This is a genomic window from Streptomyces hesseae, assembly GCF_031845785.1.
GTDB lineage: Bacteria > Actinomycetota > Actinomycetes > Streptomycetales > Streptomycetaceae > Streptomyces > Streptomyces hesseae.
The window spans coordinates 466,108-492,340 of sequence record NZ_JAVRFI010000001.1; the positions used below are offsets into that span (position 1 = coordinate 466,108).

Below are 26,233 nucleotides of genomic sequence, written 5' to 3' on the forward strand. Positions count from 1 at the left end.
GCTGCCGAGTCGCTGGGGAACCGGCGGCCGCCCCGGCGACTCTCAAACCGCCAAACGATCCGTACCCACGGCCCGGAAAGCGGCACCGACTCCACCCACCACGCCGGCACCGCGCCCCAGGCCACCCGTCTCAGAGACGGGCCCCCTGATGCGATTCCTGAACCAGATCGCCACCAGCCGCTGGGCCGGCGGCCCGATGCGAGCGATGGTGCCCTTGGACGCAGCACTACAGCGCCGCACCAAGGGACGCCTCAGCATCGGACGGGCAGTCGGCCTCCACTCGCTCTTGCTCAATACCACCGGTGCCCGCACCGGACAGCCCCGGCAGGTCCCGCTGTTCCACGTGCCGTATGAGCATGGCTTCGCCGTCATCGGCTCGAACCTCGGCGGAGACAACCACCCCGCCTGGAGCAGCAACCTTCTCAAATACCCGTACGCCACCGTCATCACTCGCGGGAAGCAGTTCCGTGTCCTCGCCCGTGAGACCCACGGCCCCGAACGTGAGGAGATCTGGCTGACGATCCTCACCGTTTCACCCGGCTACGCGGCCTACGACGCACGCTGCAGCCGCAGCCTGCGGATCTTCGTCCTGCAACCTGTACCTGATGAGGCAGACGCCCTGCCTCACTGAACTCCTTCCCTCGGTGACAAGTAGCTCCGTCGCGGAGCCGGCTCCGCGCCATGGATCTGGACCCGTGCGCGACGGGCGGACCTGGCGTGCGTTTCGGCCACGTCCGCTCCACGTCGCGAACATGTCCGCTACGCGCACCTGCAGGTCACCCCCGCCCACCGCATCGCAAGGGAGCCGGTCACCGCCGCCATGCGCGCGGACGGCGAGGTGGTGCTGCTGCGCAGCAGCACCGGAGCCTGCCCGGTCCCCAGGACTGCCGGCGGGCGGCCATGCGTTGGGGCGTGGCGAGTTGACCAAACGACGCAAGGCTCTCCTGAACCGCGGTGCGGCGGACGGGCCTGGTTCACGGTGCCGGCCCGGCCGCCGGGACAACGTCTGCCGTCGCGGGTCAGGTCGCGGCCACAGCGGTGCTCAGCTCGGGCAGATCGGTCTCGAAACGCCGTTACGACGTGGCGCCGCGGGCGCGCAGTTCTTCGTTGATGCGCTGGGCTTCTTCGAGCTGGTCTTCGAGAATGATGATGCGGCAGGCGGCTTCGATGGGGGTGCCGGAGTCGACGAGTTCGCGGGCGCGGGCGGCGATGCGCAGCTGGTAGCGGGAGTAGCGGCGGTGGCCGCCTTCGGAGCGCAGCGGGGTGATCAGGCGGTGCTCACCAAGGGCGCGGAGAAAGGCGGGGGTGGTGCCGAGCATCTCGGCGGCCCGGCCCATGGTGTAGGCGGGGTAATCGTCGTCGTCGAACTTGTCGGCGGGGCGGGAACTGCGAGGGGGCATAGACCTCTTCTTTCGGGGACGCGTCGAGGGGCCCGAGTGCCGTACTGGCACCCGGGCCCCGAGCTTTCAACACCATCTACCGGCTGACTGCGCCGGCTCTCTTGTTCCGCTGATCCGCCTGGGAGGGCGGAGGCGCGGGGATCGCGAATGCGTGACCGGGGACCACCTTCCAATCCGGGGCCTGCGGTACCCGAGCGGTGTTCTTCCTCGCCCGGGCGATCCTGATGGTGTCTGCTCCTTACCTCGTTCGGTTGCTCGGTTGTACTGCTGGGTATCGCGGGTACTCTATGCGGCCCCTGGGGCCGCTCGGCCCGGCAGCCAGCGAAGGAACCCACCATTTCCGGCCCCGCCACTCCACTGCCGTTCCGCACCCTGCCTGACCTGCTCGCACGGCAGTTCATCTCTGCCGTGCCCTCTTCGACTTCTTGGGTACAAGGAAACACTAACCCCCGCACACACCCATGTCTACTCTCGGCGTGACAGATTTTCTCAACAGCCAGTGAGTGGGCTTCTGCCTCATGCACGCCCGGAAGACTGCCATCCGGCTTGAAGACCGGCCCGGCGGCACAACCGCCGCCCCAGGCGGGGCGTGAGCACACGCCCGCGGCGTCGCCCACTCACCAACGCCCTGCGCCACGGAGGCGGCCACTACACCCTCGGACTCGGCGCAACCTCCGATGCAGCGCAGCGGCCCTCAGTTTCCGCAGGTCAGCGGGCTGGATACTGACAGCTCGTCAGCCTTCCGACCCCGTAATGCCCGCATTCCAATAGCGGCAGCCTGCGACAGGGCATATGTCGATGAGTCGCGGAGCAACACCAAAACGCCCTGATACCCGTCACCCCGAAACCGTCCAGCGGGTCATATCCGGGAGTACTCTGAAATTACCGAGGACATTTCGCATAAGAGTCTCTGAGCTCCTGGCGTTCTCGGCGATTCACAACACCGGGCCGGTGTACACCGGCCCGGGGACAGGTCCGCGTCATGACCGCGACCATTTGGACGGTGCCTGGTGGCCCCCGCTCCCCCGCGACCTGGCGATGGAACTTCCTGCGTTGACCGCGGTGCTGGATCCCCATTGGGGCGTATCACGCATGCCACGGTGAACCCGGCCCTGTGGCCGGTCATCCCACGGAAGGTGCCCGTTGATGGGCATGTGGTGAGCGTCGGCTGGTTCAAGGCCGAGCAAGACTCCCACAGACTGCTGCTGCTCTCCTACACCGTCGGCCGCTGGGACCTGCTGTCCGCCGCAGACGGATCCGGCCATCGCCGCCTGGCTGATGACCGCTCGGCATGAATCCCGAAACGGCCCCGGTGAAACCGCCGGGGCCGTCCTTTCAGGCGCAACACGTGAGAGTGCGCAACCCACAATCCACGTTACACCTGCAGGTAGTTTCCGACGCGATTCCATAGGCTGACGCGAAGCATGAGCACATTCTGCTCGGATATCAAGCGCCGACGACCGGGCTCAGCAGCCGGCAGCGCCCGGCCGCCGGCAGAGTTCTTGCTATTCCGGATTACCGTGCCACTGCCCCTGGACGCGGAACCAGAGTCCCGGAGCGTAGATCGAATCGACGACAGCGGCTTCGCCTTTGGTCACCTTGAGGATCCGCAATGCGCCGCTCGGAAGCAGGTCGTACTCGTACGTGGCGGGCGACTCACCTTCGGTGATGTCGTCGTAGGAGATGTCAGCAGCCGCCAGCTCCGCGTATTCCTTGGGGGGCCGGTTCTCCACCAGCTTGATGCACACGCTCATACCTTGACGATAGATCGCTCGCGGATTTCTCGCGTGACACGCCGCCTGCGGAGCAATGGCTCAGGCAGATCCGACCTGGCAAGGGGGCGGCGATGGCAGGAGTCGAACGCTGGTCCCGGACAGGGGGCCCGGGCCGGTCGGAGGCGTTCGGGGAGCACATTGGGTGAGGGCCCTCCCAGCACTGTCACGGCCAGGGATCCTTGCGCTCTTCCGGCCGCTGAGTCGGCAGCTGCGGGGCGGACTCTTTGCCCACAGCGGTCCGGTCAGGCTCGGGCCGGGTGCCCCAGCAAGGCCGACGCCGTCTCCAGCGGTGTGAGACCGGTCGGTGGCACGAGAGCGGCAGCCGGGCGGCACACGAAGCCGAGGCTGCTCAGGGCTCGGGTCACTTCACAGGCGGAGAAGTCACGGCGATCCTGCCGGGTGATGATCTCCCCGACCTGCTTGACGGGGTAATGGCGACGACCGATGAGCACGGACTCACCCGTGACGGGTTCGGCTTTGATGCCCTTCATCGCATCCTGCACCTCGGACTTGAGCAGGTCGAAAGGAAAGCGGGCGATGACGACGCGCATCGTGCCTCCATAAGGTCGAAGAGAAGCCGGAGACGGATCGCCGGCCCGGACGGAGAGGGATCAACGGGTGAGAACGACGACGCCCAGGGCGTGCCCGTCCTCACCGATCACGGGTGAGGCCCACAGCGCGCGTTGACGCATGGCGCGTTCCGCGTCGTGTGCAGACATCACGGGCGAAGTGAAGGGCCCACGGTCGTAGATGAGGTCCCGCAACCGGGTCTCCTCGGTGTACCAGGAGCCTTGGAGATGGTCTGCCATCTGGGAACGGGTGACCAGGCCCGTACACCGCCCGTCCTCGTCACGGACGAGGAGATGGTCGGCACCGGCCCCGATGAGGACGGACAGAGCCTCGTCGATGATCATGTCGTCGCCGACCTGTGGTCCCGGCGACGACATGACGTCGCCGGCTGTCTTGCCGGGGAAGTCCCTCTGGGGGTAGCTCTGCGGCAGCAACGAAAGCCTCCGTGACGATGGTGATCCGACAGGCCGAGCGTGATCGTCCTGGCCGGCCTAGGCGGCCGGGGCCGAGGAGGTCCGCCGCGCGGTCGGTGTCCCGGTACGGGCTGATCCGGCGGCACGACGGGCCTGGGCGGGGCGGCTGCGGCGGCCTCGCGTGGTGGAGCCGCTGCGCTTGGCACGTTCGACAACTGGTGCGGCGATGGTGACCGGGGTGCCGGAGGGTGCCTGGGCGCCGGTGATGCGGCTCAGTTCGGCCTCGCCGGAACGGACCTGGGTGGTCTGCGGGGTGATGCCCGCGTCCGCCATCAGGCGGTTCATGGTGCGGCGCTGGTTGGGCAGGACGAGGGTGACGACGCTGCCGGACTCGCCGGCGCGCGCGGTACGGCCACCGCGGTGCAGGTAGTCCTTGTGGTCGCTGGGCGGGTCGACGTTGACGACGAGATCGAGGTTGTCGACGTGGATGCCGCGGGCGGCGACGTTGGTGGCCACCAGGACGGTGACATGGCCGGTCTTGAACTGGGCCAGGGTGCGGGTGCGCTGGGACTGGGACTTGCCACCGTGCAGGGCCGCGGCGCGGACACCGCTGTTCAGCAGGTGTTTGGTGAGGTTGTCCACGGCGTGCTTGGTATCCAGGAACATGATCGACCGGCCTTCGCGGGCGGCGATCTCGGTGGTGGTGGCGTACTTGTCGGCGCCGTGGACGTGCAGCACGTGGTGCTCCATCGTCGTGACCGCGCCCGCCGAAGGATCGACGGAGTGGACCACCGGGTCCGTCAGGTAGCGCCGGACCAGGAGGTCGACGTTGCGGTCCAGGGTGGCCGAGAAGAGCATCCGCTGCCCCTCGGGCCGAACCTGGTCGAGCAGCGCGGTGACCTGGGGCATGAAGCCCATGTCGGCCATCTGGTCCGCCTCGTCCAGCACGGTGATGGCGACCTGGTTCAGCCTGCAGTCACCGCGCTCGATGAGGTCCTTGAGCCGTCCCGGCGTGGCGACGACCACCTCGACCCCGCCGCGCAGTGCGCTGGACTGGCGGCCGATCGACATTCCGCCGACGACGGTGGCCAGCCGCAGCTTGAGTGACCGGCCATAGGGGGTGAGGGCGTCGGTGACCTGCTGGGCCAGTTCCCGGGTCGGGACCAGGACCAGTGCCAGCGGCCGGCGGGGCTCCGCGCGCTGCCCGGCGGTACGGGCCAGCAGGGCCAGACCGAAGGCCAGCGTCTTGCCCGATCCGGTGCGACCGCGGCCGAGAACATCGCGCCCGGCCAGCGAGTTCGGCAGCGTGGCGGCCTGGATGGGGAACGGGGCGGACATGCCTTCCGCTCTGAGGGCCGCCAGCAGCGGCGACGGCATGTCCAGCTCGGCGAAAGCCTCGGCCGGGGGCAGGGCGGGAGTGTGGGTGACGGGCAGGGCGAACTCTCCCTGCAGTGTCGCGGGACGCCGTCCGGTGCCCCCGGAACGACCCGTGCCCGAGCGGTTCGGCCGACCGGAGGGGTAGCCGCCGCGGTCCGAGCCGGACGAGCGGGCAGAGCGGGAGTAGCGGTCATTCGTGCGAGCTGTGCGGTTCATGGAGAACCTTCCTCGATGCGGTGCGTCGAGGAATTCCCGGCGACAATGAGCCGCACACAGAGAATCGCAGGAACGAACCGATGAAATGAGATGGAACGAAGCGGGGCGGGAATATGTCGCCCCTGCACGCCGAAGCGGGACCGGCAACGCCGCAAAGAAGAGCGACCGGCTGCCCGCACGCCACGTGTGCGGCCGTTGTGGGGCACGCGGGAAACACCGAAAAGCAACGAGCTGGGGCCCGCACCCCAAGGTGCGGGCCCCAGCTACAGTGTTACGCGTCAGCGTCAGGCGGGAACGATGTTCTCGGCCTGCGGGCCCTTCTGGCCCTGCGTGACGTCGAAGCTCACCTTCTGGCCTTCCTGCAGCTCGCGGAAGCCCTGGGCGGCGATGTTCGAGTAGTGGGCGAAGACGTCGGCGCCGCCGCCCTCCTGCTCGATGAAGCCGAAACCCTTTTCCGCGTTGAACCACTTCACGGTGCCAGTAGCCATGTCATATCTCCTTCGGGGCAGTGCCCGGAGCCCGCACCGTGCGAGCTCCGTATCGCTGCGTTGTTTGCCCGTCCGGAAATAAACACCGGCAATACGAAAGCGCTCCGCCATGTACGACGGCGAGCACGCTTGAAGTCTTGGGAACCACAACTGCAACTGAGATCGAAGGTAGCACGGTACTGGCGTCCATGCGCGGCAGATGATCCCGAAGTTTTCGAGAGCGTAAAAAACCCTTACCGCGCCGGTGGCCATTTCTGTAGTTGCGGCATGAGATATTCAGGATCGGCGCTCGCCCGTATATGAGCGGAAATACGTCGACCTCTTCGGCCACCACCCGGGCTCCGCAGGCACGAGCCGGGCCCCAACCACGCCTGGCCGACCCAGGACAGCGGAGCCGGCCTGGAACGCGGCGCTCGGCCATTGCGGGCAGTCTTGATCCTGTTGCTGCAGCGGAGGAAAAACTACACCGCCAGCAATAGATACTCATAGTTCATCGACTAGTTCATCGACGAAGCCCGACTCATCGTCCCGCTACGCCCCGAAGGCGGCCAGGCCGTCCAAGGTGAGGTCGAGTAGGCGTTCGGCCTGCTTTCGCTGTTCGGGTTGCGCCGACGTGAGGGCGATGCCCGCGAGGGCGGCGACCATGTCGGACGGGCTGATGTCGGTGCGGATCGCCCCGGCGGCCGCGCATGCGTCCATCAGGTCCGTAAGGGCGGCCTGGATCATCTCCCGGCTGTTGCCATAGGGGCTCTCTCCCGTGGCGGCGATGGTGCGCAGGGCATCGATCATGCCGAGTTTGGCAGTGACGTAGTCCAGGAAGAGGCGTGTCCAAGCACGCAGTGCTTCGAACGGCGGCTTTGTCGACAGAAGGCCGGGGACCGCGTCGCACAACTGGGCCACTTCGTTGCGGTAGACCGCCTCGATCAGGGCTTCGCGGGTGGGGAAGTTGCGATACAGGGTCGCGCTGCCCACGCCCGCCGCCTTGGCGATGCGCTCCAGATGCGCGTCCAGCCCCTCCTCGGCGAACACGTTCACCGCAGCCGTGAGGATCTTGTCCCTGTTTCGTCGCGCGTCAGCTCGCAACGGGCGTTGCTCGTCTCCGACCATCGGTGGCCGCGCCCTCCTCTCCGGTCTTCTTTCCAGTTGCTAAACGGAGGAGCCCCCACTTAGTCTCCAAATAAGCGGGGATGCCCCCACTTCCACTGTAGGTCATGGTCTGACCTGCGCGCATTCCTCCCGTAAGGACTCTTGATCATGTCGGGAATCGCAGGCAAGGCAGTAGCGATCACGGGTGCCAGCAGCGGCATCGGAGCCGCGACGGCGACGTACCTCGCGGAGAAAGGGGCCCGGCTCGTACTGGGAGCCCGACGGGAGGACCGGCTGAACGCGGTGGTGGACCGGATCACCGCGCAGGGCGGCGAGGTCGTCGGAGCCGTCATCGACGTGACACGCCGGGAAGACCTGAAACTCCTCACGGACATGTCGGTCGACCGGTTCGGCCGGCTCGACGTCCTGGTCTCCAACGCCGGCACGATGGCGGTGTCACCGCTCGACGAGCTGCGCCAGGACGACTGGGACGCGATGGTCGCGACGCACATCACCGGCCTGCTGAACGGGATCGGAGCGGCACTGCCCGTCTTCCGGCGGCAGCGTTCCGGCCAGTTCGTCAATGTCGCCTCCACCGCGGCCTACATCGTGAAATCACCGCAGAGCGTGTACGCGGCCACCAAGACGGCGGTCAAAGTACTGACCGAGGGGCTACGGCAGGAGGCCGGCCCCGACCTGCGCGTCACCCTCGTCTCACCCGGATTCACCAACACCGAAGGGGTCGGCAAGGGAGCGAGCCCCGAGGCGGCAGCGGCGATGGTCCGTCAGCGCGACGAGATCGCCATCCCGCCCTCCGCCATCGCATCCGCGATCGGTTTCGCGATCGAGCAGCCCATCGGCGTCGACATCAGCGAGATCGTCGTCCGGCCCACCGCGCAAGCCTGACCACCAGCAGAGACAACCACGCACCTCCTCATAGGGTCCTGTCACCGGTACCGCAGGAAGGGGAAACCCATGGAGCGGCAGGAGACTTACGAGCCGCCCGTCGTGGAGGAGGTGGGCGCCTTCGCCGAGCTGACGCGGGGCGAGCGTGAAGGCACCTTCTTCGAGGGGGGCTACGCTCCCTGGTATGTCCGGCCGCAGTCAAACGCCGAGGAACTCACCGCCCGGCTGCGACGGATACGGGAACTCGACGATACCGAACAGGTGGTCGCGGGGATCAGCTCACCCCGCCCCACCACCAGCGCGAACTGGCCGCCGCCATCCACCGAGCCGACTATCTCCAAGTACCCGGCGGCCACGGCCTGCCGTTCGAGGACCCGGCGCGGTTCTTCTCGATCATCACCGAGTACGTGGACGAGCGCCGGGCCGAAACGCACTCCTGAGGCTACGCGTCGAGGCGCTCGAGGAAGGTCAGCGTTTCCTCCCAGGTGCCGAGGTGGATCGGCAGGGCGGAGAGCAAGGCATACGCCGCGTGAAGCCGCTGCGGGGACGCGGGACGGGTGTGCCAGTTGACGATCGAGGTAAGCGCCCTACCCCGCATGTGCGCCGCAGGCCGCGGGTGGTCCGGAGGCTGCGCCAGCACCCCCGAGACGGGCGTGCGTCGCGGGGTCCCGGTCGACGACGGGTGGACGAGGACGGGCGCGCCGACCCGGTCCGCCTCCAGGAGTACGAACGGGTCGGGAGACGGTCGCCAGCCGGACCGCGCCAGCAGGGAGGACCGTTCGACGAAGTACGTGAGCCGGCTCCGAGGGAAAAGCATGGCTCGCCCCTGGGTGTGAACGAGCACCCCGCACAGCAACCGCGTCTGGTGGGCCTCCGGCGGGCCGAACCCGGCGACGACCCGTTCCAGCAGTGACAGGGCCTCTTCTTCGCTGCGGGACCGGGCTGCCAGTTCACCACCGCGGAAGATCAACCACAGGTTCCGGGGGCGCTCCACGCGCAAGGTGACGGGTACGTATCCGGTGTGCCCGTTCGGGGCGGGTTCCCCGGCCACCAGGCCAGCCACTTCCACGGCCTCGGCTCCTCGCGCGGCGATCCCCACGGACCTCCCCCGGGCGCGCGCCGTCACCAGCGCGTCAACGGGGCCGGCGCCCACGGCGACCGAGCAGGACGTGGGCGTCTCGCAGACCGTCCTTCCGGGCTCTTCCCGACCGAGTTCGATCAAAGCCATGGTCACGGCGTCGAAGCCGCGCAGGAGCCGAGGGCTGCCATCGGGGGTCAGCAGCACGGCCGAGGGTGTGCCCAGCTCTGCCATGTCCACTCGGATATCGGCCAGTTCCTCGACCTGCCCCGGGGCCGGCCGGACACCCCACACCTCGGGGCAGCCGTCACCCGTGATGAGTACTGAGGCGTCCATACGGGCGACAGCTTTACGGTTGGCTTCGAGATCGGCTCGCAGGTGCCGGCAGTATCCGCAGCCAGGAGATGACGCGATGACCAGAACGGGACGGCCGACGGTCAGGTGGAGTCGTCTCTTTCCCGCTTCAGGAAGAGAGGCGTTCTGCCGGACTTCGCCCTCCTGAAGGCCGGCCGAACGCCAAGCCGCCAGACACCGCGCGTACGCCGCTTCATGCTCGGCCGGTACCGTCGCACCCCGGGCCGCCCAGTTCATCACCGCCGGGGGAACGTAGGCGGCGATGGGCGCGTGGCAGCTCAGCAGCATTCCGTCGCCGCCGCCTGTTTCGAGCAGGATGGTGCCGGACGTCAGCCGCAGGGCGGCGGTCTCGGTAAACAGCCGCACTGCCGGGGTGCCTGCTCCTGTCATCCGTGGCAGTGCGCCGTCACCTCGCCGGGGGCCTTGAAGCAGAACCCCGAGCAGCAGACATCGATGCCGGGCAGGCATTCGGCCCCCTCCGGCAGGCAGAACGCCACGGGGGCCGGACAAGCGGCCGGAGCGATGCAGAGGTCGGTGAAGACATCGTCGGAGCCGATCTCACAGGCGGCAAGCGTCTCCATGGGTCCTAGTGAACCCGCCCCGCCCCCGCACCGTCCCGGGCGCGCGGAGCGCACACCCACCGCGCACGGAGGCACACCGAGGGAGGGCCGGCCGGCACCGTCGTCAGACCGCGACGCCGCTGTACAGCGCCTCGCCCATCGGGGAGCCCTCCCCGGTGACATGGGCGCGGATCGACGCGATGTAGTCGTCCCGGTTGACGCGTCCGTCACCATCGGCGTCCAGCGCCGCGAACGCCGCTTCGGCATTGTGGGCCGGGTTGTTGAGTGCGGTGCGGAGCGCCGTGAACTCGGGCAGGCCGAGAGTCCCGTCCCGGTCGGCGTCGGCGAGGTCGAAGAGCGCGCCGAGGACGGGTGCGCAGACGGTGTCGAACGCTTCGGCGCCCGCCCAGGCCGCGTACTCGTCGAAGGTCATCTTTCCGTCGCCGTCGGCGTCCATCACTGCCCACGCCTGCCCACCGAGTGCGCGTGCGGTGACGACCAGTGGGTCGTCCTCCTTGCGTCCCGTCGCCAGTGCGACATTCGTGGTGCGTGCCATGTATTCGTCCTGGGAGACGATCCCGTCTCCATCGGCGTCCAGCATGGTGAAGATGAGCCTCTGCGCGGTCGTCCGATCCATCAATGATCCCTTGGTGGTGAGGGCTGCCTTCCGGTTCGGCTGTCCTACCCAGCGTTCCGGACGTCAAGACACCCCCTACGGGTGCACGTGATGGCACCTGCGTACGCGCCGGCGCGCGACGCGCAGGGCTCAGTGCCGCACCGCCCTGGCGACTTCGGCCCGTACGTCACCGGACAGCTTGCGGTTGCTGCGCGCCGTGGCCGTGCCGGACTTGCCGGCGGGGACATCCGGTACGTTCACGACCGCGGTGTCCAGGAGGTTGCCTCCCGGATCCGTGAAGTTGACCTGGACGGCGAACGATTTGGCCGAGCTCGCCTTGTTGTCGGCGGTCAGTTGGGCCGAGGCACGTCCTTCGCCGTCGGTGGTCACGGTTCCGGGCTTCACGTCGCCTTTGACGTCGACTCCGCCCTTGATCTCGTCCAGCTTCCGCTTCGCTTCCGCGCTGGCCGACGCGAGGGCGCCGGAAGCCTGCGAAGCGAGGGACGACACCGCCGCGGAAGCCTGGGAGGCGACGGAGGCGGCTTTGCTCCCCGGGCCGGACGGACTGCTCGGATTGTTGGAGCAGCCGACGCCCGTGAGTGTGATGAGACCGGCCAATGCCACTCCCGTCGCGTGCGTCCAGCGTCGAGTCATTTTTCCTCCAGTCGCGCTCTCGGTGACGTGCTCCCCCAGTCAAGGGCTCGCCCCCTCTCGGCGCACGCCGAGAGCCCTGCCCGGCCAGGCCGGGTCAGGTCGGATCAGGCTTGCGAGCAGTGGCGGTGGGCGCTGGGCGGTAAAATATAAAGGGCCCGAATGGTCCAATATTTCCCTCGAATGCTTCGGCTTTCACCTGCGAATCACAGGAGCGCCACCCCATCGCTTCAGCACCCGAAGGCCGGGGCGTGGGCTTGTGTGACGAACGATGGCGTCGGATGACAAGCGCAGAGAAGGCGAGCGCAGAGAAAGAGGAGCCCCCGGTCGGCATCCAGCGCCCCAGTGGGTGCCGCGATCGTCGAGCCGACCGGGCGGGCTGCTGACCTGCGCCGGGGACGACGGTTCGGTCCGGTGGCGGGACGGCGAGCGACTGGAGCATCTGTTCGAAGAACAGTGCGACCGGCTGCGGGCCCAAGGGCGGGGAAATCACCTCGCGGTCGACACCGGTGACGTCACGCTGACCTACACGCAGCTGGACGACAGGGCGAACCAGCTCGCCCGCTTCCTGCTGGACCGGGGCACACGCCCCGGCGACCGCGTCGGGCTGCTGCTCGACGACGCGGTGGACGCTTACACCAGCATGCTGGGGGTGCTCAAGGCGCACGCCGTGTACGTCCCGCTGGACGCCGGCTACCCGGCGGACCGGCTGTCGTACATGGTCACCGACGCCGCCGTGCGGACGGTCCTGACGCTCTCCCGGCTCCACGACCGGGCGGACCGTCTTTCGGGTGGACGGGATGGACCGGATGGACCCGAGCCCCCCTATGGACCCGAGCTCCCCGATGGACCCGAGGTGTTGTACCTGGACCGGATGCGCGCCGACATAGCGAAGCGGTCCCACCGCCGCCTCGGCACCATCACCACGGCACAGCCGCCCGACGACCTCTGCTACGTCATCTACACCTCCGGCTCCACCGGCCGCCCCAAGGGGGTGGCCATCGGTCACCCGGCCATCTGCAACTTCGTACACGTGGCCGCGGAGGTCTACGGCATCACCGCCGAGGACCGGGTGTACCAGGGAATGACCCTCGCCTTCGACTTCTCCGTCGAGGAGACATGGGTGCCTTGGGCGGCCGGTGCGACGCTGGTGCCCCGGCCGACCGGCCCCGGCCTGCTCGGGGCCGAGCTGGACGCCTTCCTGCGGGACCGGCGGGTCACCGCCCTGTGTTGCGTTCCCACATTGCTGGCCACGCTGGACGCGGGCTTGTCCCGGCTGCGGTTCCTGCTGGTGTCCGGGGAGTCCTGCCCGCAGGACCTCATCCGCCGCTGGCACCGGCCCGGCCGCCGGTTCCTCAACGTCTACGGCCCGACCGAGGCGACCGTCACCGCGACCTGGACCCTGCTGGACCCGGACCGTCCGGTGACGATCGGCGTCCCACTGCCGACGTACGCGGTGCTCCTGCTCGACCCCGGGGCGAACACCACCCCGCCACCCGGCACCATGGGCGAGATCGCCATCGCCGGCATGGGGCTCGCCAGCGGCTACCTCAACAGGCCGGACCTGACCGAACGCGCTTTCGTCCCGGACTTCATCGGCATTCCCGGCAACCCGTCCGGCAGGATCTACCGCACCGGGGATCTGGGCAGGATCAACGCCCACGGCGAGATCGAGCACCACGGCCGCATCGACACCCAGGTCAAGATCCGCGGCTACCGTGTGGAACTGGCCGAGATCGAATCGGTGTTGCTCCACGTCCCCGGAATCGCCCAGGCCGTGGTGACCCGGCACGAGCCCGCCCCGGACGCCGTGGAGCTGTGCGCGTTCTACACCACCCGCGAAGGCGCCGTCGTGGACCCCGACCACGTCGTCGTACAGCTGCGAGAGCGGTTGCCGGCCTACATGGTCCCCGCCTATCTGGAACCCATCGCATCGATACCGGTACTGCCCAGCGGCAAGGCCGACCGCGGCCGCCTGCCCGCGCCGACCGGACCCCGCCGCATCACGGCGCGGCGCGACTTCGCGGCGCCGACGACCGCCACCGAACGGACGCTGGCCGAGCTGCTGGCCCGCACCCTGCGGGTCGAACGGGTCTCCGCGGACAGCCACTTCTTCGACGAACTCGGCGCCAACTCCCTGCTGATGGCGCACTTCAACGCGGCGGTCCGCGAACTCCCGGGCCTGCCCAATGTGTCGATGAAGGACGTCTACCTCCACCCCACCGTACGGGCCCTCGCCGCGGCCCTGGACCGGACGGCGCCCGCCGTGCCACACACCGCACCCACACGGCGTCCGGTACCGACGCGGAGGGTGAGCGCTCCCCGGTACGCTCTGTGCGCGGCGATGCAACTCCTGGTGTTCCTGGCCTACGTGTGCCTGGCCTCGGTGGCAATGGACACCGGGACAGCCTGGGTGACGCAGGGCAGCGGGTGGCCCGCCGTCTATGGGCGCGCGGTCGTCTTCGCCGCCGCGATGCTGGGCGGGACGGGTCTGGTGCCGATCGCCGCGAAGTGGGTTCTCGTCGGCCGGTGGTCGGAGCGGCGCATCCCCCTGTGGAGCATGGCCTACGTCCGCTTCTGGTGCGTCAAGACCCTGGTCACCACCAACCCGCTCGCCCTGCTGACCGTCGGTACACCGCTGTACACGCTCTATCTGAGGGCGCTGGGCGCCAGGATCGGGCCCCGCGCCCTGATCCTCACCCTTCGGATACCGGTGTGCACCGACCTGCTCACCGTCGGGGCCGACAGCGTGATCCGCAAGGACACCTATCTCAACGGCTACCGGGCCCACGACGGTGTCATCGAGACCGGACGCGTCACCATCGGTGACGGCTCCTTCGTCGGCGAGCACAGCACCCTCGACATCGGCGTACGCCTCGGGGAGGCCGCCCAGCTCGGCCATGCCTCCTCGCTGCACTCCGGCCAGTCCGTACCGGCCGGGCAGTGCTGGCACGGCTCACCGGCCGTACCGGCGCCGGCCGGCTGCCAGTACCTCACGGTCCCGCCGGCCCGTTGCGGCATTGTCCGCCGCGTCTGCCACAGCATCGCCCGGCTGCTGACCGCGGTGGCCATCACCGGAGTGGGCGGGGTGGCCGTCGCCGCGCTGCTGGCGTCCCGGCCCCCACTGCTGGCCGGTACGGTCACCGGGGCGGTCGGCCCGGACAGCTGGGCGTACTACGCCGACGGCTTGAAGATCTCCGTGGCCGCGGTGCTCGGCCTCGCCGTCCTCGGGCCGGCCCTGACCGCACTCCTGTCACGGTCGCTGTGCCGCCTGATCAGGCCGAACGTGGTCCACCCGCTCTACGGCGTACAGTTCGCGCTGCAACGCGCCACCGCCCGGCTCACCAACATCGGCTTCTACAACGCCTTGTTCGGCGACAGCTCGGCCGTCGTGCGCTACCTGAGCGCCCTCGGCTACCGGCTGAAACCGGTCGAGCAGACCGGGTCCAACTTCGGCATGGTCGTCAAACACGAAGTCCCCGCCCTCAGCCGCGTCGGCACCGGGACCATGGTCTCGGACGGGCTGTCCTTCATGAACGCCGAATTCTCCAGCACCTCCTTCCGTGCCGTCCCGGCCGTCATCGGCCGGGACAACTTCCTGGGCAACAACATCGCCTACCCCGCCGGCGGCAGGACCGGCGACGGCTGTCTGCTGGCGACCAAGACCATGATCCCGGTCAGCGGCCCGGTCAAGGAGGCCACGGGGCTGCTGGGCTCGCCGCCCTTCGAGATCCCTCGCTCGGTCGAACGCGACCGCCGCTTCGACCGCCTGGGCGCAGGATCCGAACGCCGGAGGAGACTCGCGGCCAAGAACCGCCACAATGCCGTCACCATCGCCCTGTTCCTGACCGTCCGGTGTCTGTACGTCTTCGGCCTGGTACTGATCGCCATGCTCCCCTTGGGAGACGACGACGTGTCGTACTGGCTGGGCACGGCATGCTCCACCCTGCTCGGACTCGCCTTCACCGTCGGCTGGTTCGCGTTGGTGGAACGGGCCGTGGTGGGCCCGCACGGACTGCGGCCCCGCTTCTGCTCCATCTACGAGAAGGACTTCTGGAGACACGAGCGGTACTGGAAGGTACCGCCTGTGGTCTACCTCGCCCTCTTCAACGGAACCCCGCTCAAGCCGGTCGTCTGGCGGCTCCTCGGTGTCCACATCGGCCACCGGGTCCTCGACGACGGATGCCACATCATTGAGCGCACCCTCACCCGCGTCGGCGACGACTGCGCCCTCAACGCGGGCAGCACCCTCCAGGCCCACTCCCTGGAGGACGGCGTCTTCAAGTCCCGCCACATCACGATCGGCGCCGACTGCGCCATCGGCACCAGCGCGTTCGTCCACTACGGCGTCGTCATCGACGACGGCGCCCACGTCGATGCCGACTCCTTCCTGATGAAGGGCGAACACGTACCGGCTCGTACACGCTGGCGGGGAAACCCGGCGGCCGAACTGCCGGCCGACCGCGGCGCGACGTGAGGCACTTCCTTCCGGAAAGACCGCCGACGGCCGCCGGCCATGCGTCACGGAGTCGTGGTGCGTCCCGCGAGGATCACGCGACCACCGACCGGGTCGGCGTCGGGGACGGGTCCGTCGATGTACCGGGCGATCAGTTCCCTGCCGACGAGGTCGTCGACGCGGTCCAACCCCATCGCACGCAGTTCGTCGGCGATGTCCTCCGGGGTGAAGCAGGTGAGCCAGGGCTCGCCGAGCTCGGCGACCAGCTTCGCCGCGGCCTCGCGCACGGCGCGCAGCCGTGGGGACAGCGTCGACGGCGCTTCGCCGTAGTAGTCGAACACCACCTGTACCGGCCCGGAGTGGCCGGCCATGAAACGCAAGGTGGCGAGGACGGCGTCCCGTGTGAGATAGGGCGTGACCCCGAGCCAGAAGAAGAACACCGGCCGGTCGCGGTCCAGCCCGGCCGAGGCCATTGCCCCGGCCAGGGAGTCGCGTTCGAAATCGACGGGGGCGAAGGTCACCGACGACGGGATGCCGACCCCGGCCGCCGCCAACTGCTGACGCTTCCACACCTGGGTCGCGGGATGATCCACCTCGAACACCCTCAGTCCGGCATGGGGGTTGCGGTACGCGAAGGTGTCCAGGCCGGCGCCGAGGACCACGAGCTGCCGGGTGCCGGTGGCCACCGCGGCGGCGAGCACGTCCTCGGCGAAACGGCTGCGCGCGGCGAGGAACCGGATGCCGTACAGATCCGTCGGATCGTCTGGCAACGGCGGCAGATCACCGGAATCGAGACGCAGGATCTTCGGCGCCAGCGGGTCGGTGAGGATCCGCCGGGGATCGTTCTGGTGACGGGCGCGGCTGTGTGCCGCGCGCATCGCGGTGAGACTGGGCCGACCGGCTTCCATCTGGCCTCCTGGGCAGTGTCGGGACGCCGTTCAGGATCGGGCTGGAGCCGGTGGGGGGACAGGGCAGGTTCTGCACTGTCCCCCCACCGGCTCCACTCGTCACCATGCTGTGGTCGGCACCGCGGCCTCACGGAAAATAGCCGGATGAACCGCAAGACCGCGCTGCGTGACTTCCTCATGTTCCACCGCTCACGACTGAGCCCCGGCCCCATGGGACTGCGCGTCCATGGCCCACGCCGGGTCGCGGGCCTGCGCCGCGAAGAGGTGGCCGCACTGGCCTCGGTCAGCGTCGACCAGTACATCCGACTGGAGCGCGGCCATACCTCTCTCGTCTCGGACACGGTTGTCGAGGCGGTCGCCGGTGCGCTGAGGCTCACCCCGGGCGAGCGGCGCTACCTGCGCGCCCTGGCACAGCGTCCCCTGACGGCCGACGCCTCGGCCCGGCCGTGCGACGAGGGAGTACGGGACGGCCGGCAGCGGATCCTCGACTCCCTGCGCGATTCCCCCGCCTATGTGGTCGGCCGCGACGGCGCCATCGTGGCGTGGAACCGGCCGGCCGCACGAGTCTTCTTCGACTTCTCCCGGATCGCGCCGCGCGACCGCTCCCTCGGCCGGCTGATGTTCACCCATCCCCGCGCCCGCTCGCTGTTCCTCGACTGGGAGGGGTCGGCGCGCGAGATCGTGGCGTACCTGCGCACGGAGACGGTACGACGGCCGCGCGACGGCGAACTCGCGGCGCACGTGGGCGGGCTGCTGGCGGAGAGCCCCGACTTCCGGCGACTATGGACCACGCAGTTCGCCTTCGACAGTACCCGTAAACCCTCCAGGCTGGCCTGCCCCACGCTCGGCACCACTCTCCAACTCACCTCGGAGGCGTTCGAGCCGACGGACGCCTCCGGTACATGGATGGTCATCTATACCGCCGACGAGGACTCACCATCAGCCGATGCCCTGCGCAGGATGGCGGCCGGCCCGCGCTGAACCAACGGTCACGCCTGGCCGGCTCCGATCCGGCGCGGTGATGCCGCACCCTCCCCCACAGGCCGCGGGTGGGCGGCCAGCCAGTGCTGGAGTTCCTGGTGGCGGAACTGGTAGGCGGGGCCGGACAGCCGCATCAGTCCTGCCTCGCAGGCCCAGTCGAGGAAGGCACCCGGCCGCGAGGGCAGGGTCTTCTCCCAGCGGGCGCAGAGGAGGAGGACGAGGTACCTCCGGCCCGCTCCGCCGCTGATCGTCAAGCCGCCCACGAGACCCATGGACAGGCCCACCGGTGTGCCGAACATCGTCCCGAACGGGATCCCCAGCATCAGCCCGTAAGCGACCCCTTGCACAGACCGTGCGGCCAGGTCGTCGAAGACGAGGTCACCGGGGCGCGCGGCCCTTGAGGGCGTACGAGTCATCGCGCCCGACAGCAAGTACAGGACGACCAGTGACGCCCCGGACGCGAGGCCGGCCGGAAGCCCGTAGTAGGCCGTGAAGAAAGCCCCCGACCCGATCCCGCAGACGAGGCTCAGCCCGAGGACCCAGGCGAGGGTGCGCCTTCCGGACCGGCCGCGCAGGCCCCGTATATGCAATCGATTCGGCGCGCCGACCTTCTTGCCCGTCGCCCCGCACCACACGAGGTATGCCCCGAAGGCGACGGGGACGGAGATGTCCACCCGGCACGGCAGGTTCAGGATCAGGGGAACGAAGAGCAGGTAGACGCTCGTGGTCAGGAAGCCGTCGAGTCGGCGGACCCGTTCGACGCCGCCCATGGGCCACAGCCGGTGGAGGGCGATGTCCGTCCTGTCGCGCGCGGTCCGTTCGCGGCTCGCCTCGCCGTCCGGGTTCTCCAGGTGTCGCGCGAGCCGGTGGAGCCAGTGGTGGACCCGCTCGGGCGTGTACTCCGGGTGTTCCGGGTGCTCCGGGTGGAGAAGCGCCGACGCCGGTACGAAGCGGGCGAGCAGGTCCGCGTCGAGTTGTTCGGGGGTGGGGTGGTCGAGCAGCTCCGACGGGTCCCCGGACGTACGGTAGACGGTCGCGACCAGGCAGAGCCGCCAGGGCGTCGAGAGGGTTCGGGCCAGGGTCCCGTCCGGTTCCCGCTCCAGGTTCTCCAGCAGGCCCCGCCAGCGGTCGGGGTCCGTGGTGCGGTCCTTCAGATATGCGTGGGCGTCGGCCGCGGGTACGGGGTCGACCTCGATGCGGGCCGCGTCCAGCAACTGACCGCCGTCCGCGCCGGTACGCGCGCCGAACGCCTCGTAGTGGTCGGTGCGGCAGGTCAGGACGACCGGGCCGAGCCGGCTCCCTTCCCTGCCCCGGTATGTGTTCAGCGCGGCCAGGACGGACCGGGCCCTGGGTGCTCCGGGGTCGGGCGTGCCGTCCTCCCGAAGCGGGTCGAGCTCGTCCAGTCCGTCGAGCACCGGCAGCACCAGTCTTCGACGGACCAGCTGCGCGGCCTCCTTCGGCGCCATGTTGTACGTCTCGGAGAGCTGTTCCGTCAGGTATCCGTCCAGACCGGTGTCCGTGTTCCAGCGGGAGAGCGAAAGGCGCACGGGCACCGGTTCGTCCGCCTCGGACCGTTCGAGGAGTTCGGTGACGAGCCCGAGGGCCAGCGTGGTCTTGCCCGCGCCGGGCGGCCCTGTGATCAGCAGCCGGCGGGGGTCGATACGGCGGAAGTAGCCGACGACGTCGGGTGTCTCCGTGTCACCGGCGTCGCTCTCGTGGGCGGCGTGGCCGGGGCCGGCGCCGAGCAGTCGTCCGGCCGTCGCCGCACCGGCGGCCATCCGGCCGGCCGTGGGGTGCCGGGTGTAGGAGAGGTCGATGCGCTTGATGTCGCTGCCGACCAGCCGCTGCCACTGCTCGCATTCGCTGTCGTGCACCGCGTCCGCCAGTGTGGCCAGCCGCTCCCGGACCGGGTCACGTGGCATCGTCACGTACTGGACGACCTTGCCGATCGCCCGGGCCATCACGGAGCCTTGCAGGTGAACGGCGGAACGCGCCGATTCTTCCCCGGGGTCGGTCAGTGCCGGACCGGCCCCGGGTCCGTAGGGTTTCCCAGGTTCACCGTGCCCGAGATGTCACGGGCGATGAGCGAACCGTTGTCCGCGCGCACCTCGACGTTCCCGCCCGCCGCGATGAAACCGTCGCTCACCGGGGCGCCTCCCGCGGCCTTCCGGTGGCGTTCGAGCTCGTCGACGAGGCGGTTCAGCCGGTCGGCGAAGTCCTCGTCGGTCTCCATGGCCTCTTCCAGGGCCAGTTCCATGTGCCGGCGGGTCCGCTCGGTGGGTTCCTCGCGGCCCGCTTCGGCCTCCGCCGCCATCCGCCGGACGGAGGAGTCCTCTCCCAGCCGGGCACTTACCAGTTCGTGTACCCGCGCCATGCCGGCGTCCAGCACCCGGTCGGCTTCCGCGTCCGCCGCGCCGGCCACCCGCCGTACCTTGCGGAACGCCCACGCGGCGAAGTACCCGACCGCTATCTCCACACCCGTCATCGAACCCCCAGAGCCAGGAACCGTATGTGGAGGTGCATTCAAGCGGCTTGTGGGGTGGCAGTGCGGCGGTTTGGCCGAATCCGGGGGAAGGCGAGATGCAGAAAGGTTTCTGCACCGCACGGCCCCGCACCGCGCAGGTCAATCGGCATCCTCGACGGTTCCGAGCTTCTCGACGACCGTCTCGTCCGGGCCGACCGGGCGACCGTCGCCGGCGCGGATCTCCAGCGGGCTCAGCGGACGCCCGGTCCGGCGGTCCAGGAGCCGCGAGTGCGCCTCCTCGGGCTCGAAGCAGTGACTCTCGCCCCACTGGCGCAGCGCGACGATGACGGGGAAGAGGGCGCGCCCCTTTTCCGTGAGCACGTACTCCCGGTAGGGGCTGCCATCTGAGGCGGGTGCTGTTCTCATCACCCCGGCCTGCTCCAGAACGCGCAGCCGGGTGGTGAGGATGTTCTTGGCGACGCCCAGGCTGCGCTGGAATTCCCCGAAGCGGCGGCTGCCGTCGAAGGCGTCGCGCACGATCAGCAGCGACCACCAGTCGCCGATGGCGTCGACCGACCGGGCGACGGGGCAGGGATCGGCGTCAAATCGCGTACGGGCGACCATCGGGCCCGCCTCCTTCACAACACACCCGGCAACACATCTGACAGCGCATCTGGCAACACACCTGGTTGCAACATGCTACCAGGGACCCTAGAGTCCCCGGCAGGTAGCAAGTTGCAACCACCATCGGGAGGATGGCGCATGCCCAACGACTGCTCGACGGCGAAAAGCCGAACGACGACCGCGGCGCACACCGCACTCGCACCGGCCGGGCCGCCACCCACCCGCCTGGTCCTGCTCTTCGCCGTCGCCTGCGGCAACGCGGTGGCCAACGTCTATTTCGCCCAGCCCCTGCTGGTCACGCTCGGCGAGCGGTTCTCGCTCGGTTCCGGCATGCTCGGCGCCATCGTCACTGTCACCCAACTCGGTTACGCGGCGGGACTGTTACTCCTCGTCCCGCTCGGCGACCTGGTCGACCGGCGGAAGCTGATCACGCTCCAGCTCGGCCTGCTCGCCGCCGCGCTGCTGGCCGTCGCGTCGGCGCCCGGGGCCGCTGCCCTGTTCGCCGCCCTCGCGGCGGTCGGCGCGCTCGCCGTCGTCGCCCAGACGATGGTCGCCGCGGCGGCCTCTCTCACCGCTCCGGCCTTTCGGGGGCGAGTCGTCGGAGCGGTCACCAGCGGGGTGATCACCGGCATCCTGCTGGCCCGCACGGTGGCGGGCATACTGGCCGACCTGGCCGGGTGGCGCGCCGTCTATCTCTGCTCGGCCGTAGTGACCGCCACCCTCACCGTGCTCCTGCGTCGCACCCTGCCGGCGAGCCGCCCGCCGACGGCCGATCTGCCGTACCGGCGCCTGCTGGTATCCACCATCAGTCTGTTCGCCCGCCATCCCCTGCTCCGGATACGCGGCACGCTGGCACTTCTGGTCTTCGCGGCCTTCAGCACCCTGTGGAGCAGCGTCGTCCAACCCCTCAGCAGCCCGCCGTGGTCGCTGACGCACACCGCCATCGGCGCGTTCGGGCTCGCCGGAGCGGCCGGGGCGCTGGCCGCGGGAAAGGCCGGCCGCTGGAACGACCGCGGCCTCGCGCAACGGACCACTGGTGCCGCCCTGGTTCTGCTGGCGGTGTCGTGGCTCCCCCTGGCGCTCACCCGGCAGTCGCTGTGGGCGCTGGCGGTCGGAGCGGTCCTCCTGGACTTCGCCGTCCAAGCCGTGCACGTCACCAACCAGTCCCTCATCTACGCGGTGCGCCCGGACGCGGGAAGCAGGATCATCGGCGGCTACATGGTCTTCTACTCGGCCGGCAGCGCCCTCGGCGCCGCCGGCTCCTCACTGGCGTACGCGGCGGCCGGATGGACAGGGGTGTCCGTCCTGGGGGCGGCGTTCAGCTGCGCCGCCCTCGCACTGTGGGTGACCACGCGGGACGTGCACAGCCGGGCCGCCTCGTGCCGGGCGACCGCCGAACACGGCTCGCCGCGGTAGTCCCGGCCGGCGTCGTCAGCCCATCACGCCATTGCCGGCGCAGAGGATGCCGCCGGCGGTCCCACAGGCTGCCACGTCAGCGGCTCAACGCTGGTGGGCACGGACGGTGGGCCGGTCGTCGGTGCGGCAGAGGAAGGTCATAGGGTGCTCGCTCGTGATTGAACCTTCCCCGTACCTCCGTACGACGGCGGACGCCTACGACGCCGTCGCCGTCCGCTATGCCGAATTCGTCCGTGGTTCGCTCGACGCCCTCCCGCTGGACCGCGCGGTGCTCGCCGCGTTCGCCGAGCTCGTGCGGACCTCCGCCGCCGGGCCCGTCGCCGAGCTGGGGTGCGGTCCCGGTCATATGACCGCGCATCTGCGGGACCTGGGGCTGGACGCCTTCGGCATCGACCTGTCGCCGGTGATGATCGATCTGGCCCGTGAGGCCCACCCGGATCTGCGGTTCGAAGTCGGTTCCATGGATGCCCTGGACCTGGCCGACGGCGAGCTGAACGGCGTCGTCTCTTGGTATTCGGTCATTCACACCCCGCCGCAGGCCATTCCCTCGTACTTCGCGGAGTTCCGGCGGGTGCTCGCACCCGGTGGCCATCTCCTGCTCGCTTTCTTCGAGTCGGAGGGCGAGCCGGTCACGGCGTTCGATCACAAGGTGACGACAGCCTATCGGTGGCCGATCGACGAACTGGCGGGGCTGGCCGGGGAAGCCGGGTTCGTCGAAGTCGGCCGGATGCTTCGTGAGCCGCGCGAGGACGAACGATTCCGGCGGGGGCATCTGCTGATGCGCATGAGCGAGTAGCGACTACCGCGCACACGTCCTCCGGGGGTGGGTACTGGCGCGACCAGAGCGAGCCGGCGATCTCACGCGTCGAGACGTCGTCGACTCAAAGCGGCGGCCTTGTCGGCGCGTCGCGCCAAGACGTCCTCGCGGCGGTCGTCCATCTGCCGCAAGGCGTCCTTGCGGTCCCGCTTGGAGAGCCGGTCGAGATAGGTGTGGCCGACGAGATGATCGGTCTCGTGTTGCAGACACCGGGCGAAGTATCCCGTCCCCTCGATGACGAGAGGGTTGCCGTCCTTGTCGAATCCGCGGGCGACGGCACGATCGGTGCGGGGAACCGTCATGACGGCGCCGGGTACGGAGAGGCAGCCCTCGGTGTCGTCGACGAGCCGGCGCTCCCCCGGTCCGGGCAGGTCCAGAACCGGGTTGATGATGTGGCCGACATGCCGGACCCCATGGTCGTCCGGGCAGTCATAGACGAACAGGCGCAGATCGACGCCGACCTGGTTCGTGGCCAGGCCGGCGCCGTCGGCCACATACATCGTCAAGAACATGTCGTCGATCAACGCCGCCAGTTCCGGCGTCCCGAACTCGGTCACCTCCCGGCACGGACGGCTCAGCACCTCCTCACCGACCACCGTGACCCGGCGCACCGAACCCCGCTCCGCCTCCGGCGGCAGAACCGGATACGCGTCGACAGGACGGCCCTGCACACGGACCCGCCGATCGGCGGTATGGGACGGAGCGTAATGAACGGACATATACATCTCCCCTTCTTGCCAACTTCTTTGCAAAGTAGCAGACTTTGCAAAGTGACTGAAGAAGATCTCACCACCCCATCCGGCCGGCCCGCCAGGGCGGGTGAGGGGTTGCGGGAGCACGAGGTCCGCGCGGCCCTCCTCGATCTGCTCGCCGAAGTCGGGACCCTCACGGCGACCGAAGCGGCCGCCCGGCTCGGCTACAGCTCCGGGCTCTGCTCGTTCCACCTGCGACAGCTCGCGCGCCACGGACGCATCGAAGAAGCCCCCCACAACGGCGGCCGGGCTCGCCCTTGGCGCCTGTGCCGACCCGCTCCGGCGGCTACGGGCGGCCCGTCCGCCGAGGGCTTCGGCGACCTCGCCCGCGGACTTGAGGACGAGAGCTGGCAGCGCTGGCTTAGCCGACGCGACCAGGCGCCGCCCGAATGGCGCCGGGACGAGGCCTTCAGCGCCGTCGCCTATCTGACGCCCGAGGAGTTGAGCCGGGTCGCGGAGACCATCCGGCGGGCGCTCGCCCCTTACCGGGACCGCGAGCAACGCCCACTGGCCCGCCCCGCCGACGCCGCCCCGGTGGCACTGATTACCAGGCTGTTCCCCTTGCTTCCCCACACGGCGAAAGAGGCGGACCAGCCCGGCGGAGCCGACGACTCCGCTTGAGGCGACACCGCGACGTCGCGCCTGCCCGGACCGGTCGTCACCGGTCCGGGCAGGCCTGCCGAATCGGGCCGGGGTATTGGCGGCTACCCGCGCAGGAAGCCGTCCCCATGTGTGGAGATGTGGGCTTCCAAGGCGGTGAGGGCGGCCTGCGTCGCGTCGGCCGTGCCTGATCCGCGCCTCTCCGCGTAGTAGGCCGCGCCGAGCTTCTTCAGCAGGTCGTTTCCGGCCCGTTGAGACTGCACCTCATCCACTTTTCCCTTCCCCTGCGCGAGAGCCTGCTGGGCCTGCTCCTTGGCCCTGTCCAGGAATCCGGCCATGTCTACCTCCACCTCGGTGTGCGGCCATCGCACCGGGCACGGCCGGACACGATGCGAACTCGGTCTGTCCCTGCCCGTTCGGCGGACGTGAGAACCAACACCGGACAGGGCGTCACACGCCTGGCCTGCGCTCCGCACGGGTTCGGGTCACGAAGGGGCGGGAAAAGACAGTAATCACGACGGACACTGCGGCCAGAACAGTGATCGTGGTCCCGGGAGTGAGGTACTGCGCGACGCCACCGGCAATGGCGGCCCCGATGCCCTGCCACGTCATCCGACCGGCGGACTCGACGCCTTGGACCTGGCCTCGGACCGCATCGGGGGTCGACGCGAGGAGCTGTTCCTGGAGCGGCAGGGTGGCCGCGAACCCGGCACTGGCGACGAACACCGCGGCCGTCACCACCGGCAGGGGCGGGTGGACGGCGAACAGCAGGTAGGGGACAGCGAGCAGCAACCGCAGGGCGAACGCACAGCGGCGTCGCCGGTCGGCGGTGAGCAACCGCCCCACGGTCAAGTCTCCGAGGAGCATGCCGGCCGATCCGGCGGCCAGAAGGGCGCTGGCGATGTGTGGGTCATAGGAGATGAACAGTGCCTCGCAACCGACGATCAGGCCGTTGGGAACCCACAGGTTCAGCAGCAGTGCCCGTTGGCCGGAGCGGGAGAAGAGCGCGATGTTCGTCGTCCAGGTCTGTCGCAGTCCGGGGCGACGGGTGAGCCGGATCGAGCGTTCCCGGATGGTCGCCGCCACGACGGCCAACCCGGTTCCGACCAGAGCTGTGGCGACGATGAACACTTCTCGTGGGCCCAGATGCCGCAGCAACACGGCGCCGATGGCGTAGCCGAGGACGGCCATGCCACCCGAGGTGATGTTCATCAGCGAACGTGCCGACGCGTACGCGGAGTTCGGTATCACTTCGGCGAGCAGTCCCATCCGCGTGCCGGTCTCCAGGGACTGGAAGAAACCCACGACCAGGAGCAGCGCGAACCGGGCGGCGAGCGGCAGCCCCGGAACCGCCTGCGTGGCGGCCCCCGCCAGTGAGACGCACTGGAGCGAGAGGAGGGTCCGGCGGGGGCGGCTCCCGTCCGCGACCGACATCAGTGTCAGTGCGCCGAGCACTGTGGCGAACGTGGCGCCGTACATGCTCACGGCCGTCAGAAACGGGGATCTGGTCTGGCGGTCGACCAGCGTGCCGAGCGCGAAGCCCGAGAGGGTGCTCGCGGCGACCGTCAGAGTGAGGCCGGCATACAAGCCGGCGAACTCACGGTTGCGCAGTAGGGCGCGGTAGCTGGTGTTGGTGGGGGTCTTGATGGGGGTGGATGTGTCGGTAGGCATGAAAAAAGCCTCCGCGCGCACCCAATTGGGGCGCCGAAGGCCAAGGCGTTCATT

25 protein-coding genes and 2 pseudogenes are annotated in these 26,233 nt (G+C 69.3%); 9 read left to right on the plus strand and 18 right to left on the minus strand.

What is annotated here, in order from left to right:
* Window positions 1-148 precede the first annotated feature (148 nt).
* On the plus strand, window positions 149-631 hold the full coding sequence (locus tag RM609_RS01625; RefSeq protein ID WP_311607233.1) for a nitroreductase/quinone reductase family protein: 483 nt from the start codon (window positions 149-151) through the stop codon (window positions 629-631).
* A gap of 442 nt (window positions 632-1,073) precedes the next feature.
* Here the strand turns inward: RM609_RS01625 and RM609_RS01630 are convergent, their stop codons facing one another.
* A complete protein-coding gene (locus RM609_RS01630) occupies window positions 1,074-1,400 on the minus strand; it encodes a MerR family transcriptional regulator (protein ID WP_311607235.1) in 327 nt (108 codons plus the stop codon).
* A 951-nt stretch (window positions 1,401-2,351) separates the two neighbouring features.
* On the opposite strand from RM609_RS01630, the pseudogene RM609_RS01635 reads away from it, so the two are divergent.
* A pseudogene (locus RM609_RS01635) lies at window positions 2,352-2,702 on the plus strand (DUF5994 family protein); the annotation flags it as partial.
* Window positions 2,703-2,905: 203 nt separating this feature from the next.
* Here RM609_RS01635 and RM609_RS01640 read toward each other — a convergent pair.
* The 6 genes from RM609_RS01640 to RM609_RS01665 all read right to left on the minus strand — a co-directional run bounded on the left by RM609_RS01640 (window position 2,906) and on the right by RM609_RS01665 (window position 7,346).
* The gene (locus RM609_RS01640; protein WP_311607236.1) at window positions 2,906-3,154 is read right to left on the minus strand and encodes a hypothetical protein; all 249 of its coding nucleotides are present in this window, start codon (window positions 3,152-3,154) and stop codon (window positions 2,906-2,908) included.
* 263 nt (window positions 3,155-3,417) lie between these two features.
* On the minus strand, window positions 3,418-3,726 hold the full coding sequence (locus RM609_RS01645; RefSeq protein ID WP_311607238.1) for an SCO5918 family protein: 309 nt from the start codon (window positions 3,724-3,726) through the stop codon (window positions 3,418-3,420).
* Window positions 3,727-3,786: 60 nt separating this feature from the next.
* Window positions 3,787-4,179 carry a CBS domain-containing protein gene (locus tag RM609_RS01650; protein ID WP_311607240.1) on the minus strand — a complete coding sequence of 131 codons (393 nt, stop codon included), beginning with the start codon at window positions 4,177-4,179 and terminating at the stop codon, window positions 3,787-3,789.
* Window positions 4,180-4,236: 57 nt separating this feature from the next.
* A complete protein-coding gene (locus tag RM609_RS01655) occupies window positions 4,237-5,751 on the minus strand; it encodes a DEAD/DEAH box helicase (RefSeq protein WP_311607242.1) in 1,515 nt (504 codons plus the stop codon).
* A gap of 284 nt (window positions 5,752-6,035) precedes the next feature.
* Complete coding sequence (locus tag RM609_RS01660; protein ID WP_030809828.1) at window positions 6,036-6,239, minus strand: cold-shock protein; 204 nt, start codon at window positions 6,237-6,239, stop codon at window positions 6,036-6,038.
* A gap of 531 nt (window positions 6,240-6,770) precedes the next feature.
* Window positions 6,771-7,346, minus strand: a complete 576-nt coding sequence (locus RM609_RS01665) for a TetR/AcrR family transcriptional regulator (protein WP_311607246.1) — start codon at window positions 7,344-7,346, stop codon at window positions 6,771-6,773.
* Between the two features lie 147 nt (window positions 7,347-7,493).
* On the opposite strand from RM609_RS01665, the gene RM609_RS01670 reads away from it, so the two are divergent.
* Together RM609_RS01670 and RM609_RS34415 are read left to right on the plus strand one after the other, a co-directional pair.
* The gene (locus RM609_RS01670) at window positions 7,494-8,231 is read left to right on the plus strand and encodes an SDR family oxidoreductase (protein WP_311607247.1); all 738 of its coding nucleotides are present in this window, start codon (window positions 7,494-7,496) and stop codon (window positions 8,229-8,231) included.
* A gap of 69 nt (window positions 8,232-8,300) precedes the next feature.
* A pseudogene (locus RM609_RS34415) lies at window positions 8,301-8,372 on the plus strand (lasso RiPP family leader peptide-containing protein); the annotation flags it as partial.
* A 301-nt stretch (window positions 8,373-8,673) separates the two neighbouring features.
* Here RM609_RS34415 and RM609_RS01675 read toward each other — a convergent pair.
* The 4 genes from RM609_RS01675 to RM609_RS01690 all read right to left on the minus strand — a co-directional run bounded on the left by RM609_RS01675 (window position 8,674) and on the right by RM609_RS01690 (window position 11,493).
* Entirely contained in the window at window positions 8,674-10,053 is a 1,380-nt protein-coding gene (locus RM609_RS01675; protein ID WP_311607249.1) for a thioredoxin family protein, read from the minus strand.
* The gene (locus tag RM609_RS01680; protein ID WP_311607250.1) at window positions 10,050-10,244 is read right to left on the minus strand and encodes a hypothetical protein; all 195 of its coding nucleotides are present in this window, start codon (window positions 10,242-10,244) and stop codon (window positions 10,050-10,052) included. Before RM609_RS01680 ends, RM609_RS01675 begins: the two co-directional genes overlap by 4 nt.
* A gap of 103 nt (window positions 10,245-10,347) precedes the next feature.
* Window positions 10,348-10,860 carry an EF-hand domain-containing protein gene (locus RM609_RS01685; protein WP_311607252.1) on the minus strand — a complete coding sequence of 171 codons (513 nt, stop codon included), beginning with the start codon at window positions 10,858-10,860 and terminating at the stop codon, window positions 10,348-10,350.
* Between the two features lie 129 nt (window positions 10,861-10,989).
* Window positions 10,990-11,493 carry a hypothetical protein gene (locus RM609_RS01690; RefSeq protein WP_311607254.1) on the minus strand — a complete coding sequence of 168 codons (504 nt, stop codon included), beginning with the start codon at window positions 11,491-11,493 and terminating at the stop codon, window positions 10,990-10,992.
* Window positions 11,494-11,839: 346 nt separating this feature from the next.
* On the opposite strand from RM609_RS01690, the gene RM609_RS01695 reads away from it, so the two are divergent.
* Window positions 11,840-15,967 carry a Pls/PosA family non-ribosomal peptide synthetase gene (locus RM609_RS01695; protein ID WP_311607256.1) on the plus strand — a complete coding sequence of 1,376 codons (4,128 nt, stop codon included), beginning with the start codon at window positions 11,840-11,842 and terminating at the stop codon, window positions 15,965-15,967.
* Between the two features lie 44 nt (window positions 15,968-16,011).
* Here the strand turns inward: RM609_RS01695 and RM609_RS01700 are convergent, their stop codons facing one another.
* On the minus strand, window positions 16,012-16,824 hold the full coding sequence (locus RM609_RS01700; RefSeq protein ID WP_311607257.1) for a class I SAM-dependent methyltransferase: 813 nt from the start codon (window positions 16,822-16,824) through the stop codon (window positions 16,012-16,014).
* 174 nt (window positions 16,825-16,998) lie between these two features.
* Here RM609_RS01700 and RM609_RS01705 point away from each other — a divergent pair, with 174 nt between their 5' ends.
* Window positions 16,999-17,835 (plus strand): helix-turn-helix transcriptional regulator, encoded by an 837-nt coding sequence (locus RM609_RS01705; RefSeq protein WP_311607259.1) that lies wholly within the window; start codon window positions 16,999-17,001, stop codon window positions 17,833-17,835.
* Between the two features lie 8 nt (window positions 17,836-17,843).
* On the opposite strand, the gene RM609_RS01710 is transcribed toward RM609_RS01705, so the two are convergent.
* The 3 genes from RM609_RS01710 to RM609_RS01720 all read right to left on the minus strand — a co-directional run bounded on the left by RM609_RS01710 (window position 17,844) and on the right by RM609_RS01720 (window position 20,923).
* Window positions 17,844-19,796: an NACHT domain-containing protein gene (locus tag RM609_RS01710; RefSeq protein WP_311607261.1), complete on the minus strand. Its 1,953-nt coding sequence runs from the start codon at window positions 19,794-19,796 to the stop codon at window positions 17,844-17,846.
* Window positions 19,797-19,849: 53 nt separating this feature from the next.
* Window positions 19,850-20,311, minus strand: coding sequence for a hypothetical protein (locus RM609_RS01715; protein ID WP_311607262.1), 462 nt, complete (start codon window positions 20,309-20,311; stop codon window positions 19,850-19,852).
* A 147-nt stretch (window positions 20,312-20,458) separates the two neighbouring features.
* Window positions 20,459-20,923: a winged helix-turn-helix transcriptional regulator gene (locus RM609_RS01720; protein WP_311607263.1), complete on the minus strand. Its 465-nt coding sequence runs from the start codon at window positions 20,921-20,923 to the stop codon at window positions 20,459-20,461.
* A gap of 138 nt (window positions 20,924-21,061) precedes the next feature.
* On the opposite strand from RM609_RS01720, the gene RM609_RS01725 reads away from it, so the two are divergent.
* Together RM609_RS01725 and RM609_RS01730 are read left to right on the plus strand one after the other, a co-directional pair.
* Window positions 21,062-22,339, plus strand: coding sequence for an MFS transporter (locus RM609_RS01725; RefSeq protein ID WP_311607265.1), 1,278 nt, complete (start codon window positions 21,062-21,064; stop codon window positions 22,337-22,339).
* 154 nt (window positions 22,340-22,493) lie between these two features.
* Window positions 22,494-23,135, plus strand: a complete 642-nt coding sequence (locus RM609_RS01730; RefSeq protein WP_311607267.1) for a class I SAM-dependent DNA methyltransferase — start codon at window positions 22,494-22,496, stop codon at window positions 23,133-23,135.
* Window positions 23,136-23,197: 62 nt separating this feature from the next.
* On the opposite strand, the gene def is transcribed toward RM609_RS01730, so the two are convergent.
* Window positions 23,198-23,875: a peptide deformylase gene (def, locus tag RM609_RS01735; RefSeq protein ID WP_311607269.1), complete on the minus strand. Its 678-nt coding sequence runs from the start codon at window positions 23,873-23,875 to the stop codon at window positions 23,198-23,200.
* Window positions 23,876-23,926: 51 nt separating this feature from the next.
* Here def and RM609_RS01740 point away from each other — a divergent pair, with 51 nt between their 5' ends.
* Window positions 23,927-24,529, plus strand: coding sequence for an ArsR/SmtB family transcription factor (locus tag RM609_RS01740; RefSeq protein ID WP_311607271.1), 603 nt, complete (start codon window positions 23,927-23,929; stop codon window positions 24,527-24,529).
* Between the two features lie 83 nt (window positions 24,530-24,612).
* Here the strand turns inward: RM609_RS01740 and RM609_RS01745 are convergent, their stop codons facing one another.
* Together RM609_RS01745 and RM609_RS01750 are read right to left on the minus strand one after the other, a co-directional pair.
* On the minus strand, window positions 24,613-24,846 hold the full coding sequence (locus tag RM609_RS01745) for a hypothetical protein (RefSeq protein WP_311607272.1): 234 nt from the start codon (window positions 24,844-24,846) through the stop codon (window positions 24,613-24,615).
* A 112-nt stretch (window positions 24,847-24,958) separates the two neighbouring features.
* Window positions 24,959-26,179: an MFS transporter gene (locus tag RM609_RS01750; RefSeq protein WP_311607273.1), complete on the minus strand. Its 1,221-nt coding sequence runs from the start codon at window positions 26,177-26,179 to the stop codon at window positions 24,959-24,961.
* Between the last annotated feature and the right edge of the window lie 54 nt (window positions 26,180-26,233).

What these genes read in the sequence shown, in the direction of transcription:
- RM609_RS01645 (WP_311607238.1), bottom strand. Translation starts at nt 3,726, where the DNA reads ATGCGCGTCGTCATCGCCCGCTTTCCTTTCGACCTGCTCAAGTCCGAG.
- RM609_RS01705 (WP_311607259.1), top strand. Translation starts at nt 16,999, where the DNA reads ATGAACCGCAAGACCGCGCTGCGTGACTTCCTCATGTTCCACCGCTCA.
- RM609_RS01710 (WP_311607261.1), bottom strand. Translation starts at nt 19,796, where the DNA reads ATGGCCCGGGCGATCGGCAAGGTCGTCCAGTACGTGACGATGCCACGT.
- RM609_RS01625 (WP_311607233.1), top strand. Translation starts at nt 149, where the DNA reads ATGCGATTCCTGAACCAGATCGCCACCAGCCGCTGGGCCGGCGGCCCG.
- RM609_RS01665 (WP_311607246.1), bottom strand. Translation starts at nt 7,346, where the DNA reads ATGGTCGGAGACGAGCAACGCCCGTTGCGAGCTGACGCGCGACGAAAC.
- RM609_RS01725 (WP_311607265.1), top strand. Translation starts at nt 21,062, where the DNA reads ATGCCCAACGACTGCTCGACGGCGAAAAGCCGAACGACGACCGCGGCG.
- RM609_RS01660 (WP_030809828.1), bottom strand. Translation starts at nt 6,239, where the DNA reads ATGGCTACTGGCACCGTGAAGTGGTTCAACGCGGAAAAGGGTTTCGGC.
- RM609_RS01655 (WP_311607242.1), bottom strand. Translation starts at nt 5,751, where the DNA reads ATGAACCGCACAGCTCGCACGAATGACCGCTACTCCCGCTCTGCCCGC.
- RM609_RS01685 (WP_311607252.1), bottom strand. Translation starts at nt 10,860, where the DNA reads ATGGATCGGACGACCGCGCAGAGGCTCATCTTCACCATGCTGGACGCC.
- RM609_RS01690 (WP_311607254.1), bottom strand. Translation starts at nt 11,493, where the DNA reads ATGACTCGACGCTGGACGCACGCGACGGGAGTGGCATTGGCCGGTCTC.
- RM609_RS01675 (WP_311607249.1), bottom strand. Translation starts at nt 10,053, where the DNA reads ATGACAGGAGCAGGCACCCCGGCAGTGCGGCTGTTTACCGAGACCGCC.
- RM609_RS01750 (WP_311607273.1), bottom strand. Translation starts at nt 26,179, where the DNA reads ATGCCTACCGACACATCCACCCCCATCAAGACCCCCACCAACACCAGC.
- RM609_RS01630 (WP_311607235.1), bottom strand. Translation starts at nt 1,400, where the DNA reads ATGCCCCCTCGCAGTTCCCGCCCCGCCGACAAGTTCGACGACGACGAT.
- RM609_RS01700 (WP_311607257.1), bottom strand. Translation starts at nt 16,824, where the DNA reads ATGCGCGCGGCACACAGCCGCGCCCGTCACCAGAACGATCCCCGGCGG.
- RM609_RS01745 (WP_311607272.1), bottom strand. Translation starts at nt 24,846, where the DNA reads ATGGCCGGATTCCTGGACAGGGCCAAGGAGCAGGCCCAGCAGGCTCTC.
- RM609_RS01720 (WP_311607263.1), bottom strand. Translation starts at nt 20,923, where the DNA reads ATGGTCGCCCGTACGCGATTTGACGCCGATCCCTGCCCCGTCGCCCGG.
- RM609_RS01680 (WP_311607250.1), bottom strand. Translation starts at nt 10,244, where the DNA reads ATGGAGACGCTTGCCGCCTGTGAGATCGGCTCCGACGATGTCTTCACC.
- def (WP_311607269.1), bottom strand. Translation starts at nt 23,875, where the DNA reads ATGTCCGTTCATTACGCTCCGTCCCATACCGCCGATCGGCGGGTCCGT.
- RM609_RS01640 (WP_311607236.1), bottom strand. Translation starts at nt 3,154, where the DNA reads ATGAGCGTGTGCATCAAGCTGGTGGAGAACCGGCCCCCCAAGGAATAC.
- RM609_RS01670 (WP_311607247.1), top strand. Translation starts at nt 7,494, where the DNA reads ATGTCGGGAATCGCAGGCAAGGCAGTAGCGATCACGGGTGCCAGCAGC.